This is a genomic window from Microcoleus sp. PH2017_28_MFU_U_A (genome assembly GCF_020738035.1).
Lineage (GTDB): Bacteria > Cyanobacteriota > Cyanobacteriia > Cyanobacteriales > Microcoleaceae > Microcoleus.
Genome location: NZ_JAEQCX010000069.1, coordinates 14388 through 33708 on the forward strand (window position 1 = coordinate 14388; position 19321 = coordinate 33708).

The following is a 19321-nucleotide window of genomic DNA, read 5'->3' on the forward strand; positions in this document are numbered from 1 at the left end:
AGGACTTTAGTCCTTCTTCACCTTCAAAGAGAGGACTGAAGTCCGAAGGATCGAACAGTTATTTAGTGCAATACCTAAATGTTTGACCCAGACTTGGATGTGACGTGCGATCGCAAAGTAGTAATACTTCCCCGGAATATTAATTCAGACTTGCGATCGTAGTTTGCTCACCATCACCTCCTATAATTACTTGTGGGTTCAAGTTTTTTTCAGCCCAGATTTAATGATCTCAATTAACTCCGATTCCAACCAAGGCTTATACAAGCACGAATGAAGGTTTGCTTCCTTTTTTACCCTGGCAATAGCAGCTTCATCAGCTTGACCTGTTAGCATAACTTTCACGATTTTTGGGAATTTTTGGTGGATGCAAATCAGCAGATCGTCCCCCTTCATCCCGGGCATTAACCAATCTGATACAATCACCAGAACTTGAGACTCCTCTTCAGTAAGCTCCTCTAGCATTTCTAGAGCATCCATCGCATTTTCGGCCAGTTCATAAGAATATTCAGTACCAAAAGCTGACTTGAGTTGCACTTTGAGACTCTCCAATACAGCGATTTCATCATCAACACATAAAATTACTGGTTTAGGCATTTTACTCTTTACACTAAAAATTGTGACTTGGGAATTGGAGATTGGAAATTGGGAATTGGGAATTGGGAGAAAAAGAAAGCAGAAACAGCTACCCGTCGATCCGTAATACCAGTTTCAAGAAAGAATGCAAATGTAAGCCCGCGATTCAAACCCTGATAGTCATCAGTCATTCCCAATCTCAAATCTCAAATCTCAAATCTCAAATGGTATGACTTCAGTTTTGTGCTACTAATTCCTCGGTAAATAAACTGTAAACGTGGTTTGTCTGGGAAGTGATTTTACTTCTATTTTACCTTGATGTTTGTCAATTATTTGTTTAACAATATGCAACCCTAAACCACTACCTTCCCCTAAGGATTTTGTTGTAAAAAAAGGCTCAAATATTTTCTCTTGAATATCCAACGGTATACCTTTGCCTGTATCGGCAATAGTAATCTTTATCTGCTCACCTGCCTCAATCGCGTCAATAGTTAAAGTACCTTGATAGTCCATAGCTTGTAAAGCATTGTGGACGATATTTGTCCACACCTGATTGAGTTCGTCAGGATAGCAAAGTACAGGGGGTAGTTCTGGAAGGTTCAGCACTATATTCACTCGATTTTTGATTTGATTGTGATAGAGAGTCAACACCGTTTCGATACCATCACCTATCTTGGCTAAACTCTTATCGCTCGACGGTTGACCTCCTGTGTATTCTTTGAGAGCAAATATTATTTTTGCCGCTCTATCTGCTGCTATTGCTATGGTTTGCATACCTCTTTGCATACCGGATATTTTATAAGCACTATCTAAGATATACAAACTATCAGATCTTTTTAACAGTGGCAAAAAAGGCTCTATTTTGTCATAAATTCTCATGTCCACAATCGTATCAGCCAAATCCTCTGGTTTTGCAACTTGTTCGGAGTTAAATTGACTGATAAAAAGCCTTTTCACTTTGCGGTCTTCTTTGGCAGAGAAACTGGGTTTTTCTTGGAGCGACCTATTGATTAATGCTAAAAAAATTTCCGCTTCTTCTATAGATAAAGACTGAAATAGTGCAGGCAACTGCTGTAGAGATTGCTCTAAAAACTTAAAAATGTTCCCCGCCGAAGAGCGAATTGCTCCCAATGGAGTATTGATTTCGTGAGCAATTCCTGCGATTAATTGTCCCAACGCAGCCATTTTTTCTGAATTAATTAGTTCGTTTTGAGTAGACTTTAATTCTAGCAAAGTAGCATTCAATCTCTCATTAGTTTCCGCTAGCTCATCATTTTTAGATTGCAAATTGTTTTGCAGATTTTGTAAACTCAAGTGAGTTGCGACACGAGCCAAAACTTCTTCTACTTGAAAAGGTTTGGTAATGTAGTCTACTCCGCCGACGCCAAAAGCTTTGATTTTATCCAGTACATCGCTCAAGGCACTGATGAAGATCACGGGTATGCCGCGAGTGCGATCGTCCGCTTTGAGCTTTTCGCATACTTGATAGCCGTCGATCACCGGCATATTAATATCCAGCAAAATCAAATCCAAAGCAATGGTTTGGGCAATTGATATAGCTTGGTTTCCATCCCGTGCGGGTCTAACATTGTACCCTTGTTCTGTCAAAATCCCAGCGAGAAGGCGCAAATTAGCTGGAGTGTCGTCAACTACAAGAATATTCGCCGTTGGTGGGACTATTTGCTGGCTGCTCACGATCGCTTAAACTCTCTTGTGTTATTTTTTAGAGCTGTCAATTAAAATCACTATTTTACCGCAGTTCAACTGATTTGCCAAGATAGTCGCGACTTTCACTCAACTGATACCAGTTCAAAAAAAGAATGCGACTCTATGCAGGATCCCAACCCTCATGCCAGTCATTACGAATCTCAAATCTCAAATCGGAAAATGGAAAATCGTATGAGACTGTTCTCTGAAGAGAGGACGCTGCTAGGCACTAGACGCTCATCAACCCGCTGTATGACTGTATTTTTTGTTGCTCAACCCAGGATTTTTGAAAGGAACCTGGTTTCTCGCTCTGAGAGTAAAAAAACCGGGTTCTTGAGATAAGATTATGGACTCAAACCCAAAGCTTTCTTTCCTATTTCCGGTTCATTTATAGTTGGTAATGACCGGAATGTATTCAATTTATTATATTAAATAAAGTCAGAATTACTTTGGGGCAATATTGCGTGCATTTCGTGACAGCGTTGCAGATAATTTTGCGCCACCCTATCTAGGGGATTCTTGCGTACACAATCCGCAAACAGTTCTGCCGCTTCTTGATGTTTAGCAGCAGCGTAATTATACAGTGCTTCGACAAATACGGGTAAAGTTGCTAACTTACGCTCTTTCAATTCAGGTGGATCGGCATCAAAAACTTCGTAAATTGTCATCAAATCCGATTTACCTTTTACTCGAACACAGCCGATATTTCGGATTGAGTAACTTTTGGGATCGGTCAACTGCAAAAAAGTATTTTGAGCGATCAACATCGACACCCCGTAACTTTTCGTCATAGTTTCCAGCCGCGAGGCTAAATTCACAGCGTCGCCAATCACCGTACTGTCCATCCTGTTAGTTGACCCAACTGTTCCTAACATCAATGAACCCGTATTGATGCCAATCCCAATTTTAATAGGTGCGTAACTGCAACTCATGCGATGTTGATTGTATTCAGCGAGACTGTGCAACATAGAAATTGCAGCATTCACGGCATCGCTGGCACTCTGACCGAATAAAGCCATAATTGCATCGCCAATATATTTATCAATAAAGCCGTGATTTTTAATAATGTTTGGCTCCATTCGACTCAAATAGGAATTAATAAAATTGAAATTTTCTTGAGGTGTCAGGCTCTCAGAAAGAGCCGTAAAATCCCGAATATCGGAAAACAATATTGACATTTCCTTTTCCACGCTGTCGCCGAGTCGAACGTCGCTCAAGCTATCGTGGCTTAGCAGCGAGACAAATTCATTCGGCACAAAGCGTTTAGCAGCTTCTGTTAATTTTAATTGCTGTGACAGAGCAACTTCTAACTCCTGATTGATTTTCCGAAGTTCGGCATTTTGTTCTGCTAGTTTTTTATCCTGACTGTAGCTGTGGACGGCTTCTGTCACAGTCAATCTTAAGTCTTCAGTTTGCCAAGGTTTGCCGATGTAGCGGTAGAGTTTTGCCTGTTTGATGGCATTTCCTACCGCTTCAATAGTCGCCTGACCGGTCAGCATCACCTTGAGAGTTTTGGGGGAAATTTCGTGAACTAGCCGCAACAATTCATCGCCTTTCATGTCAGGCATCACGTAGTCCGAGATAATCAAAGGGATTTCATAGCCGTCTTCGAGCAATTCAGCAATTAACTCTAGGGCATCTTTACCTCCTTCGGCAATTTCAATCTCATAAGTATTGCCTAAAGCTTCTTTTAATTCTGTTTTAAGACTTTTCAGAATTGTTTTTTCATCGTCAACGCAAATAATGACTTGTTTGGTCATAATGATAAGGCTGTTTTAATGGTTTCGATCAACTCTGATTCCGACCAAGGTTTCTGCAAACACCGATGGAGGTTGGCTTCGTCAAAAGCCCTCTTGACTGCCTCTTCATCGGCTTGACCGGTCAGCATAATTTTTACTGTTTTTGGAAATTTTTGATGAACTCGAATCAGAAATTCATCTCCTTTCATTCCTGGCATTAACCAATCCGATACAATCAAGATAACTGAGATTTCGTCGTCAGTGAATTCATCAATTAACTCTAGAGCATCGGCGGGACTTTCTGCTATCTCGTAAAGATAAGCATTCCCAAAGGCAGATTTTAGTTGCGTTTTCAGACTTTTTAAAACTACTTTTTCGTCATCAACACACAGGATAATTGGTTTAGACATTTTTGCTAATTAACTAAGTTTTAGGAGAGATTGACAGGTAGAACAACTGTAAAAGTAGTTTGGCCTGGAACAGATTCAACTTCTATTTTACCGCGATGTTTGTCAATAATTTTTCTGACTATATCGAGACCCAGACCGCTGCCTTCTCCGGGGGGTTTTGTGGTGAAGAATGGAGCGAATATTTTGGGCATTACTTCGGATGGAATTCCGGCGCCGCTATCTGTAACACCGACTTTGATATTGTTGCCTTCCTGAAGGATATCCAGAGTTAATGTGCCTTGATTGTCCATCGCTTGCAGGGCGTTGTGAATCAGATTTGTCCATACTTGATTGAGTTGGTCTGCATAGCACATTACGGGCGGTATTGTTTGGAAATTGCGGATGACTTCGACGTTGTGTTTGAGGTTATTTTGATACAGGGTGAGTACGGTTTCTATGCCTTCGGTTATATTAGATGCAGCCATCGTTTCTGATGAGTCGTAACGGCCATAGGTTTTCAAGGCGAATACGACTTTAGAAGCGCGATCGGCTGCGGTATTGATTGTTTGGGTTCCTCGCTGGATTTCGGAGAGTTTGTAAGCCATTTCTAAGATGCGATCGCGATCGACCTTTTGCAGCAGAGACAGAAAGTCGTCAGCCTCGTAAATCCCCATATCTACCAAAGTGTCGGCGATCGCATTCCCTTCGTCAATATTTTCGTCTTCGAGTTGACGAATCAAAGTCCGCTTTAACTTCCTTTCTTCTTTAGCTGTTAAAGTCAGATCTTTTTGTAGCGAGCGATACAGTAGTGTGTTAAAACTTTCAGATTCTGCGGGGGAAAGCGACTGAAACAGTGAGGGCAAATTGGTGATGGTTTGCTCTAAAAAAGTAGTCATACTTCCGGCACTCGATCGAATTGCGCCCAGAGGAGTATTCAATTCGTGGGCAACTCCGGCGACTAATTGACCTAAAGCTGCCATTTTTTCCGATTGAATCAGCTCTTCTTGAGTGGTTTGCAGGTTGTCTAAGGCTGTTTTGAGCTCTTGGGTTCTTTCGGTGACTTGGACTTCGAGAGTGCGGTTGTATTCCGCTACCAATTTCTCGGCTTGTTTGCGCTGGGTGATATCGGCAAAAGCTGCGATCGCATAACTCACCTTTCCTTTATCATCATAAATGGGCGTTCCCCAAACCTCGATCGGAATAATCCTGTCAGACTGGCGAATTTCCATATCATCAACGTTAACGCTGGCTCCCTTAAAAGCATTAGCAAGGGGTTCTTTGTCTGCTGGATAAAGTTCGTTGGTACCTGCCAGATAAGCTTGATAAATCTCTCGAAGTTCTGACTCAGTATTAGCGATGATGCCTGTACCTAATAAATCCTGAGCGCGAGAATTAACATAGTAAGGTTTGCCACTAGACTCGGCGACAAATATACCCACCGGCACTGCTTCCAAAATTTGGTTTAATCGACTTTCACTCTCAGACAATTCGGCATTCAAAGCTTGCATTTCTGTGAAAGATACTTGAAGTTGCGCCGCCATACTATTAAATGAATTGGCAAGTTCCCCGACTTCATCGGATCGGTTGAGCGTTACACTTTTGCCCCATTCACCTTTAGCAATATTTTTGGCAGCCTCGTTCAAAGATAAAATTGGTTTTGTCACCCATCTAGCCGTAACAACGCCAACAATTATCGCGATGACAAAAGCAGCAGCGCACAACAAAATAGTCGCAGTATTGTTGGCATTAATTTGTGCCATAAAATCCGCTTCGGGAACCACCACCACAATTAACCAATCCAATCCTTTGTCATCTTGCCAAGGCAGAACTTGTAAAAATTGTTTTTTCCCCTCAACATCAAATTCTAGTGACTGCGCCGTTTTCAGAGATTGAAACTCGTTAAAATTAGCTCGTAAATATTTAGCCGTGGTTTGAGTGAAAGTATTTTTACTGTCAATTGCTTTAACTCGTTCGGCTCCGTATTCTTTGTTGATGGTATGAAACGGTCTTTCTCCTGTCGAAGTTGCGACTAACATTCCGGATCGCTCGACAATAAAAACCTGTCCAGTTTCGCCGATTTTTAAGCTTTGCAAAAACTTACCAATGGTGGACAAATTAATATTAGTTAGCAATACCCCTTGCAATTTGCCTTGTTTGTCGTAGAAAGGCATAGATGCGCCGAGATAGGCAGTAATGCCAGCCGTATTGGGATAAATCTGACTCCAGGTGGGTTTACCAGCAGCTACCGCAGCTTTGTACCAGGGGCGAGTGCGCGGGTCAAAATTAATTTTGTTGTTTAATACTGCGCCGATTTCGCCGGATTCATTGGTGGCATAGGTGCGGAAATCATAGTTACTTGCTGCTGTCGATACTCTCCAAGTCAGCGAGCCATTGTCGAGCCTTTCTGCCCCCAAGTTGTCTCTTTGTTCTAATCCTAAACCGGTAAAAGTGAGGGTGTCAAATATCTGAAGCTGCCGCCAAAAATGACGCTGTAAAACAGGTACATCTTCCAGGTTGAAGGTGCCGAGTTCGATCGCAACAGCATTGATCTGGTTGACCTGATGGGGTACAGTCAGGTAAGCACCGAGATTCTGTTGGACGCGGCTGCCTACTTCTGTCATTAGTCGATCGGCAATTTCGTTGACTGCCTTCTGTCCGTTTTTAAATGAGAGATATCCTACCAGTCCCACCGCCGCGAACAGTTGCAAGACGAAGGGAACTATCAGAACTGTTCGCAGGGTTCGGGAGCGAGCAGTTTTTGCGGCTTCGGTGGCAGTAGATGGGGTTTTGTTCACAACGTTAGTGCTGGATCTAATTAGGATCGGGATTGTTTTGAGTTCAGAAATACTCGCAGGCGGGCGACATCCACCTGGAAAAAATTGACCGCCCGCCCAAATCGCCATGCCGTATTTCGCTCTCTTTGGGATGCACAGGAGTTGAGAAACCGATTTAGCAACCAGATTCGTCGCTGTCAAACCAAGATTTGTTGTAAAAACCCGGTTTCTTTTCGTAAGTTTTATTCTGGTTATTCCGTCTTGCCAGAGTCTGCTGATTTTTGAGGTGCAACTTTTGAACAGAAGCGTGCACCGCTCGACTCTACAACATTTTTTAGTGCATGAATGAATAAATACAAACGCCTGCTTTCGATTCTACAATAAATAGAGGTAATATTGCGAGCGCTGGATCATTTGTTGCACTTTTTAAGTCAAAGTGCCGGGAGTGCAAGCTTTGGGCTGTGGTGGTAATTTATCGATCGTACAAATTCATAGCAGAAGCCATAAGCCATAAGCCATAAGCGATCGCCTGCAAGATGCCCAATAGCAGTAAGGTGCAGACACAAGCACCCGACATACTTAGGTTTTCGATTGACGGATTTGAGCGCAAAGGACGATCGCCCTTTGCGCTCAAATTGAAACTAAGTCAACGGCTGCGAATTCACCCGCCGAATTGCCACCACCGCAGGTTTAGGTGGATTATTAACTGTTTTAAGAGGCCAATTCGATCCTACGGGCACTTTTCGAGTCTGCAAAAATTCCTTACCATCAATAGTCTTCATGGCAAAATTGCGATCGTCTGCCGCCATATCCTGCCGCATTCCGTTAATTTCTCCTGGATGCTGAATTGACAAAAACAAAGTCTTTTCATCCTCAGTAAAAAACGGCCCAGTAGTTTCGCACTCCATCGGCCCAATTCCAAACAAAAAAGCCTCCCCAGCATTGGGGCCAGAAGCCGGCAAAAACCAAATTGCATTGTTACCATACAAACCGCGCAAATTAGATTGGCTAATCGGTTTCCCATCTTTATCAACTCGGCCCGCAGCAACAGGTGCATTCAGTTTGTCAGAAGACATATCATTTACCATCCAAACATTGCCACCCTTGTCAATCAGTAAATTATCTGGATTAGAAAAACCCAATCCGCCCGAAGCCGGTTCGCCACCCGTCGCAAACATTTTCCACTGAAAAGTCATTGCAGATGGCTCGTTACCCTCTTCAACTAAGCGCATAATCCAGCCGTATTCGTAAGATTTGCCGTCCTTCCCTTGAAAAATTCGCAAATCCGGCCCGCCGTCGCTATCGCTGGCAGAACCGGAAGTAAAGGTAATGTATAGAGAACCATCAGGAGCAATTTCAGTGTCTTCGGGACGAGCAGTGCAAGTAGCTCCTGCCGCACTTGCGGCATAATGAGCATCAATTAAAATTGCACCTTGTTTTTCCTTAGCTGTGCCTTCGTAGAGGTCATTTAAAGTCTTGAATTTTTGTTTAAAAGCAACTGCTTCTGCATCTTTTTCGACTTTGACAAAACCGCCTGCGGGACGCAGCGGCAAATTAATCATTCCGCCTCCATGAAGGCTAGGCAAATCTGGATTGACAGGCGTGTCAGTTTTTAATGGAATCCACCTACCGGTGCCGTCAGCGTTAAACTTGGCAGCATAAAGCATTCCGTCTGTCAATAGCTGGGAATTAGCTTTATCTTTGGGGTTTTTAACTGCGTTTTTGCTGACGAATTTGTAAATATGTCCGCTGCGCCGATCGCACCCCGAGTAAAATGCTAATGGTTTTCCGGCTACTACGCGAATGCCTACAGCTTCGTGGCGGCAGCGTCCCAGCCAAGTGTGTTTGGTGCCGTAGTCCTTGGGGTTAGCCGGATCTACTTCTACCATCCAGCCGTATTTATTACCCGCCAAGCCGAAGACATTGCCCAAACCGCCAATTTCTTCCGCATCGATGTAGAAGTTTTTCTTGCTTGGATCGAAGGATGTACCGTCTGCAAATACAGGTTCCGGTACGAAATTCTGGATGTTTTCTTCCGCACTAAAAACCGTTCCCCAAGGCGTAGTCCCGCCCGCACAGTTATTAAAAGTGCCGATGATTTTTGCGCCCAACTTGTCCGAGTAGCCTTTACCTTTTTTGTTGAACACGGCTACCGCCGGGCCGGTGGATTTGAGGTAGCGCCCGTCTTCTAGGCCGGAAATACCCGTAATTCGGCGATCGGCTGGAGAATGCGTTCTTACCCATTTGCCATCATCATTTATTTTGATAGAAATTACCCCGATTCCCACCTCAATTAAAGCTGCTTTTGACACTTCCGCAACCATTTTTTTTGTCTGGTCTTTTTCCGACGCAGAAAAGGCATTGACTCCCACTTTTCCGGCGGAGGTAGCTGCCGCTTCTAACTTAGCAAAAGGCAGAGATTTCCCAATAACTTTTTGATAAGTTTGTATCCAGGGCTTGGCACTGATGTACTCGAAATTAACAGTTAGCAATCCCTGATTTTTGCCAGTTTCTACAAAGGAGAGATAGTCATTGTTGTAGCCGAAGTGAGAATCGCCCACTTTGTCTCCCCAAGCAGCTACGATATCGTAGGTAAAGCCTTCTGGAAGCAGGAGGTCGTCGGCTACTTCGTAAGCGCTGTAAGCTTGCATTTGCTGCTGGGTGGACGCACTGCTAATGGGGATGAATTGTCCAGTTTCTGTTAAGGTGCTACTGGTTAGTAAAGGCATCGGCCCTTTGACTGGTTGGAAGTTTATGCCTCGTGCCATATTATCCACACTCTTGGCAGAGTTAACTGGCTGTGAGAAGGGCATGGCAAATTTTTGTTGGCAAGAATTGAGTGCAACACTACCGCCCGTTGCACCCAAGAAAAGTAGGAATTCTCGACGCTTGATAGTCATAGGTAAAAAAATGGTTAAGGACTAATTATCCGCAGACTATAAACTCAATTGACGGTCATTTTTTTGAAAGGTATGTTGTTGGGCTTTAGCCCCGTTTATCTATACGTCTCAAGAGGGCCCAAGCCCAACAACGTACCTATGCACTCGAACACTAATCTCTAGCTTTTTGTAACACAATTTGCTGGACTTAAGAATATATTCCAATTTAATAAAGGTATGTAGTTGGGCTTTAGCCCCGTTTATCTATACGTCTCAAGAGGGCCCAAGCCCAACAACGTACCTCATCAATAATTGCCCCATACATACAAATAAGGACACAACATTGTTGTATCCCTACCTACGTCATATTTAACTCGAACTTGTAACCATACAACAGATTAAAACAATCAACCAAATCGATAGCCGAACCCCCGTACTGTAATGATATATTCCGGTTGACCCGGATCGATTTCCAACTTTTCGCGCAGCCAGCGGATGTGAACATCTACTGTTTTGCTGTCTCCGATAAAATCTTGACCCCAAATTTTTTCCAGCAACTGATCGCGAGACCAAACTCGCCGGGGATTACTCATAAATAGTTCTAGTAAGCGAAACTGTTTAGGAGAAAATTTTACTTCAATACCGTGAACCAAGACGCGGCACTCTTCAGGATACAGAGTTATGTTCTTATATTGCAGCATCATCGGTTGTGGCAACTGACCGAGGCGCTGGCGCCGCATCAGTGCCCGACACCGGGCGATAAACTCCCGCATTCCAAAAGGCTTGGTGAGATAATCATCCGATCCGGCTTCTAGATAAAAAGCGCAGTTGTTTGCACTTCCTCTAGCACCGATAATCAAAATAGGAACGGGATTTCCTTGATGTCGTAACATTCGACACAGATCTAAACCATTAATTGAGTCCATAATTAATAGGTTGAAACCGAATTCACCGTGGTATGACGAGGAAGCTTGCACAGAAGGCAGAGCGTTGCGCCCGTCGCTAGTAACCACCACCTCATAGCCCTGTTCTTTCAGAGCTAAAGCTAGCATTTCCCGCAACAGGTCTTCACCTTCGAGTAACAAAATGCGGCCGGCTTGTCCAACAGCCAGCCTTGAAGGACTTTCGCTTAATTCAGCAGAAGACATAAATATCAGTGGGAGTTGTGTTTGTATGTGGCTAGCGGGAGGTGCCTTCTTCAGTAGCTGAGGCACTCTAGCGCTGCGATCGCTTTTTATGAACGATCGACTATTCAATCACTTATAATCTTTCGCCAGTCCATCCGACAGACATACGCTCGACTATTTCTACTTGCTCGTGCAAGAAATATAGCCGTTGAGCAGTTGCGATAGCTGCGCTGTCTGCCTCCGTCCAGGCGTTAGAAGCCTGGTCATTGTTCGGGGTCGGTATTACTTGGTAAAACATTGCCCGCTTTTAATTGACCAGGTTACACCCAATCTATAGGGAGATGGCTTTATCGTACAGGCAAAAGGTTATCAAAAGGTAAAGTTTTAGTAAATAAATGGTTAATTTATTAAAGATGAGTAATGTTGTTCTTAAAGTTTAACCGAACCCTACAGCTTTGGTTGAAGATACAATCTCGATCGGATTTACGCTCGAAAACTTGGTAACTGGAAAAATATTGGGCTAAATTAACGATTAATCTGGCAATCTGACGGGTTTTTGAGGAATAGTGTTTTGTGGGTTGGACGCGAGCTTGGTGGGTTGGACGCGAGCTTGGTGGGTTGGACGCGAGCTTGGTGGGTTGGACGCGAGCGGGGACGCTCGCACTAAAAGCAGATCGCCCTACAACTGACCCAGGCCCGCTACGATCGACAATACGAAGTAAAAATTCTGTAGATTGCCTATAATGTTGCTGCATTTGAGTACCTGGCCCGAGGTTGAAGCTTATCTTGAGAGCTCCCGAGGCATAATTATCCCGATCGGCTCCACCGAACAACACGGGCCCACCGGTTTAATCGGAACTGACGCGATTACTGCTGGTGCGATCGCCCAGAGTGTCGGAGAAGCTGCCAATGCCTTAGTCGGCCCGACAATTAATGTCGGTATGGCTTTGCACCACACCAGCTTTCCCGGTAGCATCAGCCTCCGACCGCAGACCCTAATTCTTGTAATCAGAGATTATATCACATCTTTAGCAAAAGCTGGATTTGAGAAATATTTCTTTATTAACGGTCACGGTGGCAATATTGCCACGATGAAAGCAGCATTTTCCGAGACATACGCGCATTTGTCTGATTTGAATCTAGCAAATGCCGATCGAATCCAGTGTCAAATCGGCAACTGGTTCATGTGCGGTTCAGTCTACAAACTCGCCAAAGAATTGTACGGAAACCAAGAAGGTTCCCACGCCACCCCCAGCGAAGTTGCTGTAACCCAGTACCTTTATCCAGAAGCAATCAAGCAAGCACCGCTTTCGGAAGAAGTTGGATCTGGGCACAAAATTTATAGTGCTGCTGACTTCCGCCGCCGATTTCCCGACGGGAGAATGGGTTCAAATCCTGCCTTAGCAACTCCCGAACATGGCCAACAATTTCACGATTTAGCAGTCAAAGAATTGACTAACAATTATTTGGAGTTTTTAAACTCAGATTAACAATTGCGTGAACTTGATAAATCTGGTTTCGATCCGAAGCCAGATATCCCTAAATCTCGCTTAAAAAGCAGGGCGGTTTTATAGAAGTTACGTTGTTGGGCTTTAGCCCAAAGGTACGTTGTTGGGCTTTAGCCCAAAGGTACGTTGTTGGGCTTTAGCCCTCTTTATATATATGTCTAAAGAGGGCTGAAGCCCAACAACATACCTTAGACACGAATGCTAGGCAGCAGCTTCCTCTTCAGCTTCAGCTTCAGGTGCATCTGGGACATCTTGCTTGATCGTCAAATAGCGAATCACCTCTTCGCTCAGACGCATCGCGCGTTCCATAGGAAAAATTGCAGCGCCCGGAGCTGTATAGTTCATTTGAACGTATACCCCGTCGCGGTGCTTGCCGATTTCGTAAGCCAAGCGACGCTTGCCGCGGTGCTGAGTTTCGATATTTTCAGCACCTTGATCGCGCAAAATTGTTTGATATTTCGCGATCGCCTGGTCAGTCATTTCTTCACCCAAGTCAGGGCGCAGAATGTACATTGTTTCGTAAATAAACGGTTTCATGGCAATAATTCCCTTATGGACAACAAGGCTTCTCATGAAGCAAGGACTTATCATCATATACCAACTATGAACAATCTCAAAACTAAAAAATCAAATTCCCCAAACCGCAGTCGATCGTCGTGGAGTACGCTGTGGATCTATGGGATGATGAGCGCGATCGCACTTTTAATGCTCTTCCCCTTGCTGTGGCTGCTCAGTACATCCCTCAAAGCCCCCAGCGAAAACATCTTTCAATATCCCCCGCAACTGTGGCCGCAACAGCCAACCCTCGAAAACTTCATCAAAGTGTGGCAAACCAACCCCTTCGGGCGCTACCTGTTCAACAGCACCCTGATTGCAGGCCTCACAGTCAGCATCAATGTTTTGTTTTGCGCGCTTGCGGCTTACCCCTTAGCCAGACTTAACTTTCGCGGCCGCGAAGCCATTTTAATTACAATTATTTCCACAATCATGATACCCTTCCAAATAGTCATGATTCCGCTGTACATTTTGACAGTACAACTCGGATTAAAAAATAGCTATTTAGGCGTAATATTTCCCGGACTAGCCTCAGCCTTCGGCATATTTTTATTGCGGCAAGCATTCCTAGCAGTTCCCAAGGAATTAGAAGAAGCCGCCCGCATCGACGGCTGCACCGAATTAGGCATTTGGTGGCACGTGATGATTCCGGCAATTAAGCCGGCTTTAGTTACTTTAGGAATTTTTGTATTTATCGGTTCTTGGAGCGACTTTTTGTGGCCGCTGCTAGTTTTAGACAGACCGGAATATTATACGTTACCTTTAGGCGTAGCAAATTTAGCCGGGACATTTTCTTTAGATTGGCGTTTGGTGGCGGCGGGTTCCATTATTTCTATTATTCCTGTTTTAGGACTGTTTTTGCTGTTGCAAAAATACATTGTGCCGACAGAAACTGCCGCCGGAGTCAAGGGATAGAATTACGGAATTGGGCATTGGGCATTGGGCATTGGGCATTGGGCATTGTTAGTCTAAAATTCTTCCTTCTTCCTTCTTCCTTCTTCCTTCTTCCTTCTTCATACAACTCACAAAATTTATTTGTTATGTACGAACTACCTGAAATCCGCTTGATTGTTGAGCGCGCTGCTGTTATAGATGCGATCGTAGGCTTTGCAAATGCGATCGATGCCAAAGACTGGGACAAATTGCGTTAGCGAAGCCCTCGAAGAGGATCGCACCTAGCGGACGAAATAGATATCGACTATTCTGACTTTCGGGGTGAAACTCCCAGACGAATAACCGCAGAAGAATATATAAAACAGCGGGTAGAGGGACTTGCAGGTTTGCTAACGCTGCACGTCAGCACGAATCATGAAGTAACTATTCACCACAATACAGCCAAATGTCAGTCTGCATACCAAATTTATCGAATTGACCCCAGTCGCCAAGCTGGAGAGAATCGGCTGGATACAGCAGGAAACTATTTTCACTCTTTGATTCAAACAACAGACGGACATTGGCTGATTGACGGAATCAAGCAAACTGTAGTAATTGTCAGCGGCAATCCTCAAGTTCACGGTGCTCTTCGCGCTACATATTAAACCATTTTAGATTTTAGATTTGGGGATGATTTAACCTTAAATAGGTTCGTAGTGAGGACTTCAGTCCGCATAAAATCAGAGGACTGAAGTCCTCACTACGAACCTAATAACGGTATTTTTACTATAGTAAATCTCTCCAAAAATATAACTTGCAAGTCTCTACCTCGGAGTAAAAACTGCACTAGGATAAGCAATCCGCTTGTGATTGAACTGTTCCCAAACCCGCACAAAAATCTCCGCAATTAAAGACATATTCTCCCGAGTCAAACCAGAATCCAGCAACTGATTATCCTGCCAGCGCGCCCGCAAAATCCGATTAACCATATTCAAAGCTTCCTCATGAGTGGCATCCTTGAGCGATCGCAAAGCAGCCTCACAAGAATCCGCCAACATCAAAATTCCAGTTTCCCGCGACTGCGGAATCGGCCCGTCGTAGCGAAAATCCTGCTCCCTCACTTCCCGGGTTTCGATCGCTAACTTTGAATTGTCCGCAGCAGCCAAAGTAATATTTAAATTTTCAGGTTCTTTGGCAGCAATTTGCTGCGCTTGATGGTAGAAATAAGCAATTAACATTGTGCCTTGATGTTCAGGAATAAACGCCTGAATCGACTTCGGCAATCGATGCTTCCGCGCCATTACCAACCCTTCGCTAACGTGCTTTTTAATAATTTCGGCGCTCGCCCAAGGGTTATTAATTTCATCGTGTTTGTTGCCGCCGCTCATTTGATTTTCGCAAAATCCGCTTGGGTCGTGCATTTTTCCAATATCGTGGTATAGCGTACCAGCTCTAACTAACTCAACATTGCAGCCGAGTTCCCTCGCCGCAGCCTCCGCCAAACTAGCCACAAATAGCGTGTGCTGAAAAGTCCCCGGAGCTTCGGCAGCCAACCTCTTTAACAGCGGGCGGTTGGGATTGGCAAGTTCCGCTAGCCGGATCGGGGTAATCAAGTCGAAAACGTGTTCTAAATAAGGGCTGATGCCGATCGCCACCACGCTCCAAGCCAAACCAGCCAAACTTTGGCAACCCACTGTACCGAGTACGACGTACCAAATCGCACCGGCAGCAGCGCTAGCAATCAAAGTCCCCACCAGATAGACGCTGCCCTGAGTCAAGCCGACAGCCACGCCCAGAAGAGCCAATTCCTCGCGCGATCGCAATCTTCCGGCCATAAAAGCGCCCAGCAATCCCCCCGCCGCGCTAGCCACCAAATGAATCAACTCTACATCCAAGCCAATGGGTAGCAGCGCCGACAGCAGCCCCACCACAGTCACTCCCACCGCCGAACCGTAGAAGCCGCCTGCTAAAATCCCGATCGCGGGTAAAGTCGTCCAAGGCAGGCCCAAACTCACCAGCACCGGCGCGCTCAAAGTCAGCAGCAGCAACAGCAAATGATCTCTCCGGCGCAAGCGGTAGTGCCTTTCTACCAGCAACACGATCGCAATAGCCCCCGCGACTAAACAAACAAAACCCGCCAGCCCCAACCAATTTACACCCCGCCGGCTCAAACCAAAATAGTCCAGCAATACAAAATCTTGCTGCGCGATAAGTTTTCCTTCTGCAACAATAATATCGCCCTTCTCTACGGCGATCGTCACCGGTTTCACCTTTTGCGCCGCCAATTCCGCTAGCTGTTTGGTTTCCTCGGGATCTCTCACCAGATTTGGCTGCAAAATCGCACTTAAAGCCTCAACCGCCAAAGCTTGGGACTCTAACGGCACTTCGTCTGCGACTTGCAGCTTCACAGCTTCTTTCAAAATCTCTTTTGGTAACCCCTGCGGGATACCTTGAGCCAGCATCATTTTTGCCACCCGACTCATACCCGTTTGGGTTTTCTCCCAAGCTGCATCCGACAAATCAAACAGGGAAGTATCATAAATCTTTCGGAGCGCGGAAACCGACGGTTTTTCAAGCGCCTCCACAGCATTGGCATAGCGCCCGCGAGCCTCGGAAATACTATCTGTCAGGCTTTGAAAATCTGCTGCTCCGACCGATCGGCTGTAAGCTTGCAGTTGAGCGATCGCATCCTGCTGAGACTTGTTATCCGTCGGTGCAGCAATTGCCGGGGAATTCAAATTCAACCGCTCAAAATTTGCACTGTTGTCCCCTGCTTGCGCCAAAATCGATCGCCACTCCCACTCCGGACACCCCCTCAAGTAAACCTGAGCCGCATTTGAGAGCGCCGAGGGCGGCGCAAATGGAAACGGGCCTACCGCCCGCCGGAGTTGGCTCCCCTGTTGCCAAAATTGTTGCAATTCTCGCTCGATTTGTCGATCGACCGCGCGATCGAGCATTAATATCGGTACAGCCCCGATTCGTGCTGATGAACGGTGTTCTTCAGTAGTTTTGTGATCGGGGATGCTAACACTAGCAGGAGCCTTAATCGTCTGAGGAGCTTTCGTCCCCACATCCAATTTCGGCTGGTTGTAGAAGCGGTGGCCAAGAGTGCTGCTGAGCGAAACTACTGCTACCAGGGCCAACACCGGGGAACGAGCCTGATTTTTGAGGCTAGATTTTGAGGTTTTACTTGTCAATCTAATGAAAGTCTCGGCCCCAGGCCATTTCTGGGGCAAAAAACGGCTCAGGAGAGGCCCGCCAGGGCGATCGGCATCTGTTTTACTGTCACCATTTTGCACTTGAGCAATGTGTTGGCGCAGCGAGCGCGTAGCCCCTAGCTGCTCAATCTGTCGCATTAATGAGGAGAGCGTATTCATTTGTGTCGAAGATATATCACTGTTACTCAGCAGCTTTGTCAGAAATTCTGACTGTGCATCTTGATTGAGTTTATCCGAACTACCGTACCTGAATATTCAAAACTAGCAGGCTAACTTACCGGACTCTCGACAGCCGTTCGATTTCCTAAGTGTCGCCAACAACGCCAGCAGTGTCCTCAAGCTTCTGCTGCTTATTTCCTGCCCTTGTCTATCTCAAACAGCTCTCGTGCGGTGTGGCTAAAAACCCGCTTTCTCGGTCGATTCCTAGTTTCCCAATCCTATATTTTCCTAGAAATCTGGTTTGAGGAAGCAAGCACCTCCGATTTAAGTTGTTACTTGTTAATTTTTAATTGTCGCTCTCCTTTGGCTGTCACTTGTCACTTGCTAATTGCTAATTGTTAACTGCTAATTCTTAATTTCTAATTTCGGCTTTCCCCTCCTGTTCAAAGCTCCAAACTTTATATTTTTCGAGGTCTAATGACATAAGGTGCAGCCACTGCGCGGGCTAGGGCTGCGGAATCGGGCCCCGCCGAAGGGTTGTAAACTCCAGCCCAAACTGCAAACAGGTTACTTGCTAACTCCAAAATTTTTGCATCGCTGCCCGTTCCCCACAGGGAGGGTTCTCGGCCCTCGACTAGCGGCTGCGATTCAACCGCCGACAATACTTGTCGCCATTCTACAGGAATCGCAGCAGCGCCATTGTAGGCTCCTGACAAAGCTCCCGTCAAAGCGCAGGTGAGTTGTCCGGCTATCCCGCTACGGGCGGCCCGCACTACTGACAAGCGTAAGTCTTCTGGGGTGCTCAAGAAGCAGTAGAAAGCTAGGGCAATGGGAATAAAATTTCCTGGATTGACATTTGAGTGAGTTTCTGATTGTTTCTCGCCCTCTTCTGGTTTTCCTCGCAAAGCTGTGGCGCTTTTGCACAGGTGAGTGGTGGCTGTTTCTAAATCGGCTCCCTGCTCTAGTAGTATTTGCACTTGCCGCAGCAACTCGGTTAAGGCAGTATCTATGTTTAGGTAGGCAATGGTTTGTTCGATCGCTGTCGCGGGGTCAAGTCTTTGTTTGAGCGATCGGGCGATCGCATATCCTATAGCTAACACTGCTGTCTGCAACTGTGCCTTATTTTCGTTGGGCAAAACATCTGTCGCCAGCATGATTTTTTCTCGCAGCTTGGCCTTATTTTCGTGAAAAAACATCACGCATGGCAGCGCAGCAACCGCAGCTTCACAAGGGTTAAGCAGGCTTTGAAACTCTGTGTTTGGAGAATGGTAGATTTCCGACTTTGCCAATACTTCCCAAGTATCGCGCCAATCTTTTAAATCTAAACCGTTACACCGAATTAAACTTTGAGCGCACGCTACTGCAAGTTTCCCGCATTCGGAATATTTGCCCCTGAGTATTTTGGTGTTGGGAGAATTCAAGGCTAATATTGCGCCATTCAGGGTAAATTGTTGGTGTTTCGTCAGTTGTAAAATCGGCTGCAAGTCTTCGGTTTGGGGGAGGATACCCGCTAGTTGCCTCTGGTATTGCAGGCCTATAGAGTCTCCTAAAACTGCCCCCAGGATGGTTCCTTGAAACTTGCTCAACAGGGAATGCCGCATTTGAATTTAACTCAAGTTGCTACTAATTGGTCAGTTGTCAGTGGTCATTGGTCAGTTGTCAGTGGTCAGTGGTCATTGGTCAGTGGTCAGTGGTCAGTGGTTATTAGTTATTAGTTATTAGTTATTAGTTATTGGTTATTGGTTATTGGTTATTGGTTATTGGTTATTGGTTATTGGTTATTGGTTATTGGTTATTGGTTATTGGTTATTGGTTATTGG

Annotated in this window: 14 protein-coding genes; 3 read left to right on the plus strand and 11 right to left on the minus strand. The window is 45.3% G+C overall.

All coding sequences use genetic code 11. The features are described from left to right. Positions 1-198 precede the first annotated feature (198 nt). The 8 genes from JGK14_RS16985 to JGK14_RS17020 all read right to left on the minus strand — a co-directional run bounded on the left by JGK14_RS16985 (position 199) and on the right by JGK14_RS17020 (position 11486). Positions 199-594 carry a response regulator gene (locus JGK14_RS16985; protein WP_293178050.1) on the minus strand — a complete coding sequence of 132 codons (396 nt, stop codon included), beginning with the start codon at positions 592-594 and terminating at the stop codon, positions 199-201. A gap of 228 nt (positions 595-822) precedes the next feature. Beyond that, positions 823-2268: a hybrid sensor histidine kinase/response regulator gene (locus JGK14_RS16990; RefSeq protein WP_293178047.1), complete on the minus strand. Its 1446-nt coding sequence runs from the start codon at positions 2266-2268 to the stop codon at positions 823-825. Between the two features lie 440 nt (positions 2269-2708). Further along, a complete protein-coding gene (locus JGK14_RS16995; RefSeq protein WP_293178044.1) occupies positions 2709-4040 on the minus strand; it encodes an adenylate/guanylate cyclase domain-containing protein in 1332 nt (443 codons plus the stop codon). Continuing rightward, entirely contained in the window at positions 4037-4429 is a 393-nt protein-coding gene (locus JGK14_RS17000; protein WP_293146959.1) for a response regulator, read from the minus strand. The genes JGK14_RS16995 and JGK14_RS17000 overlap by 4 nt, the downstream gene beginning before the upstream one ends. A 20-nt stretch (positions 4430-4449) precedes the next feature. Then, a complete protein-coding gene (locus tag JGK14_RS17005; RefSeq protein WP_325315296.1) occupies positions 4450-7383 on the minus strand; it encodes an ATP-binding protein in 2934 nt (977 codons plus the stop codon). 440 nt (positions 7384-7823) lie between these two features. After that, positions 7824-10082 (minus strand): PhoX family protein, encoded by a 2259-nt coding sequence (locus JGK14_RS17010; RefSeq protein ID WP_325315297.1) that lies wholly within the window; start codon positions 10080-10082, stop codon positions 7824-7826. A gap of 386 nt (positions 10083-10468) precedes the next feature. Continuing rightward, positions 10469-11209 (minus strand): winged helix-turn-helix domain-containing protein, encoded by a 741-nt coding sequence (locus JGK14_RS17015; protein ID WP_293178035.1) that lies wholly within the window; start codon positions 11207-11209, stop codon positions 10469-10471. A gap of 112 nt (positions 11210-11321) precedes the next feature. Then, a complete protein-coding gene (locus JGK14_RS17020) occupies positions 11322-11486 on the minus strand; it encodes a hypothetical protein (protein WP_293196678.1) in 165 nt (54 codons plus the stop codon). Between the two features lie 445 nt (positions 11487-11931). Between JGK14_RS17020 and JGK14_RS17025 the strand changes: the two genes are divergently transcribed. Continuing rightward, positions 11932-12678 carry a creatininase family protein gene (locus JGK14_RS17025; protein ID WP_293178029.1) on the plus strand — a complete coding sequence of 249 codons (747 nt, stop codon included), beginning with the start codon at positions 11932-11934 and terminating at the stop codon, positions 12676-12678. Positions 12679-12897: 219 nt separating this feature from the next. Here the strand turns inward: JGK14_RS17025 and rpsF are convergent, their stop codons facing one another. Then, positions 12898-13233, minus strand: a complete 336-nt coding sequence (gene rpsF / locus JGK14_RS17030) for a 30S ribosomal protein S6 (protein WP_293146945.1) — start codon at positions 13231-13233, stop codon at positions 12898-12900. A gap of 144 nt (positions 13234-13377) precedes the next feature. Between rpsF and JGK14_RS17035 the strand changes: the two genes are divergently transcribed. Both JGK14_RS17035 and JGK14_RS17040 read left to right on the plus strand, forming a co-directional pair. Beyond that, entirely contained in the window at positions 13378-14166 is a 789-nt protein-coding gene (locus JGK14_RS17035; protein ID WP_442921462.1) for a carbohydrate ABC transporter permease, read from the plus strand. 272 nt (positions 14167-14438) lie between these two features. Beyond that, positions 14439-14789, plus strand: a complete 351-nt coding sequence (locus tag JGK14_RS17040; protein ID WP_366516956.1) for a hypothetical protein — start codon at positions 14439-14441, stop codon at positions 14787-14789. A 159-nt stretch (positions 14790-14948) separates the two neighbouring features. Here the strand turns inward: JGK14_RS17040 and JGK14_RS17045 are convergent, their stop codons facing one another. Together JGK14_RS17045 and JGK14_RS17050 are read right to left on the minus strand one after the other, a co-directional pair. Further along, on the minus strand, positions 14949-17501 hold the full coding sequence (locus JGK14_RS17045) for an HD family phosphohydrolase (protein WP_325315298.1): 2553 nt from the start codon (positions 17499-17501) through the stop codon (positions 14949-14951). 458 nt (positions 17502-17959) lie between these two features. Beyond that, positions 17960-19102, minus strand: a complete 1143-nt coding sequence (locus JGK14_RS17050; protein ID WP_325315299.1) for an ADP-ribosylglycohydrolase family protein — start codon at positions 19100-19102, stop codon at positions 17960-17962. Positions 19103-19321: the final 219 nt, after the last annotated feature.

What these genes read in the sequence shown, in the direction of transcription:
- JGK14_RS17035 (WP_442921462.1), top strand. Translation starts at nt 13,378, where the DNA reads ATGATGAGCGCGATCGCACTTTTAATGCTCTTCCCCTTGCTGTGGCTG.
- JGK14_RS17045 (WP_325315298.1), bottom strand. Translation starts at nt 17,501, where the DNA reads ATGAATACGCTCTCCTCATTAATGCGACAGATTGAGCAGCTAGGGGCT.
- JGK14_RS17025 (WP_293178029.1), top strand. Translation starts at nt 11,932, where the DNA reads ATGTTGCTGCATTTGAGTACCTGGCCCGAGGTTGAAGCTTATCTTGAG.
- JGK14_RS17015 (WP_293178035.1), bottom strand. Translation starts at nt 11,209, where the DNA reads ATGTCTTCTGCTGAATTAAGCGAAAGTCCTTCAAGGCTGGCTGTTGGA.
- JGK14_RS16995 (WP_293178044.1), bottom strand. Translation starts at nt 4,040, where the DNA reads ATGACCAAACAAGTCATTATTTGCGTTGACGATGAAAAAACAATTCTG.
- JGK14_RS17050 (WP_325315299.1), bottom strand. Translation starts at nt 19,102, where the DNA reads ATGCGGCATTCCCTGTTGAGCAAGTTTCAAGGAACCATCCTGGGGGCA.
- JGK14_RS17020 (WP_293196678.1), bottom strand. Translation starts at nt 11,486, where the DNA reads ATGTTTTACCAAGTAATACCGACCCCGAACAATGACCAGGCTTCTAAC.
- JGK14_RS16985 (WP_293178050.1), bottom strand. Translation starts at nt 594, where the DNA reads ATGCCTAAACCAGTAATTTTATGTGTTGATGATGAAATCGCTGTATTG.
- rpsF (WP_293146945.1), bottom strand. Translation starts at nt 13,233, where the DNA reads ATGAAACCGTTTATTTACGAAACAATGTACATTCTGCGCCCTGACTTG.
- JGK14_RS17000 (WP_293146959.1), bottom strand. Translation starts at nt 4,429, where the DNA reads ATGTCTAAACCAATTATCCTGTGTGTTGATGACGAAAAAGTAGTTTTA.
- JGK14_RS17010 (WP_325315297.1), bottom strand. Translation starts at nt 10,082, where the DNA reads ATGACTATCAAGCGTCGAGAATTCCTACTTTTCTTGGGTGCAACGGGC.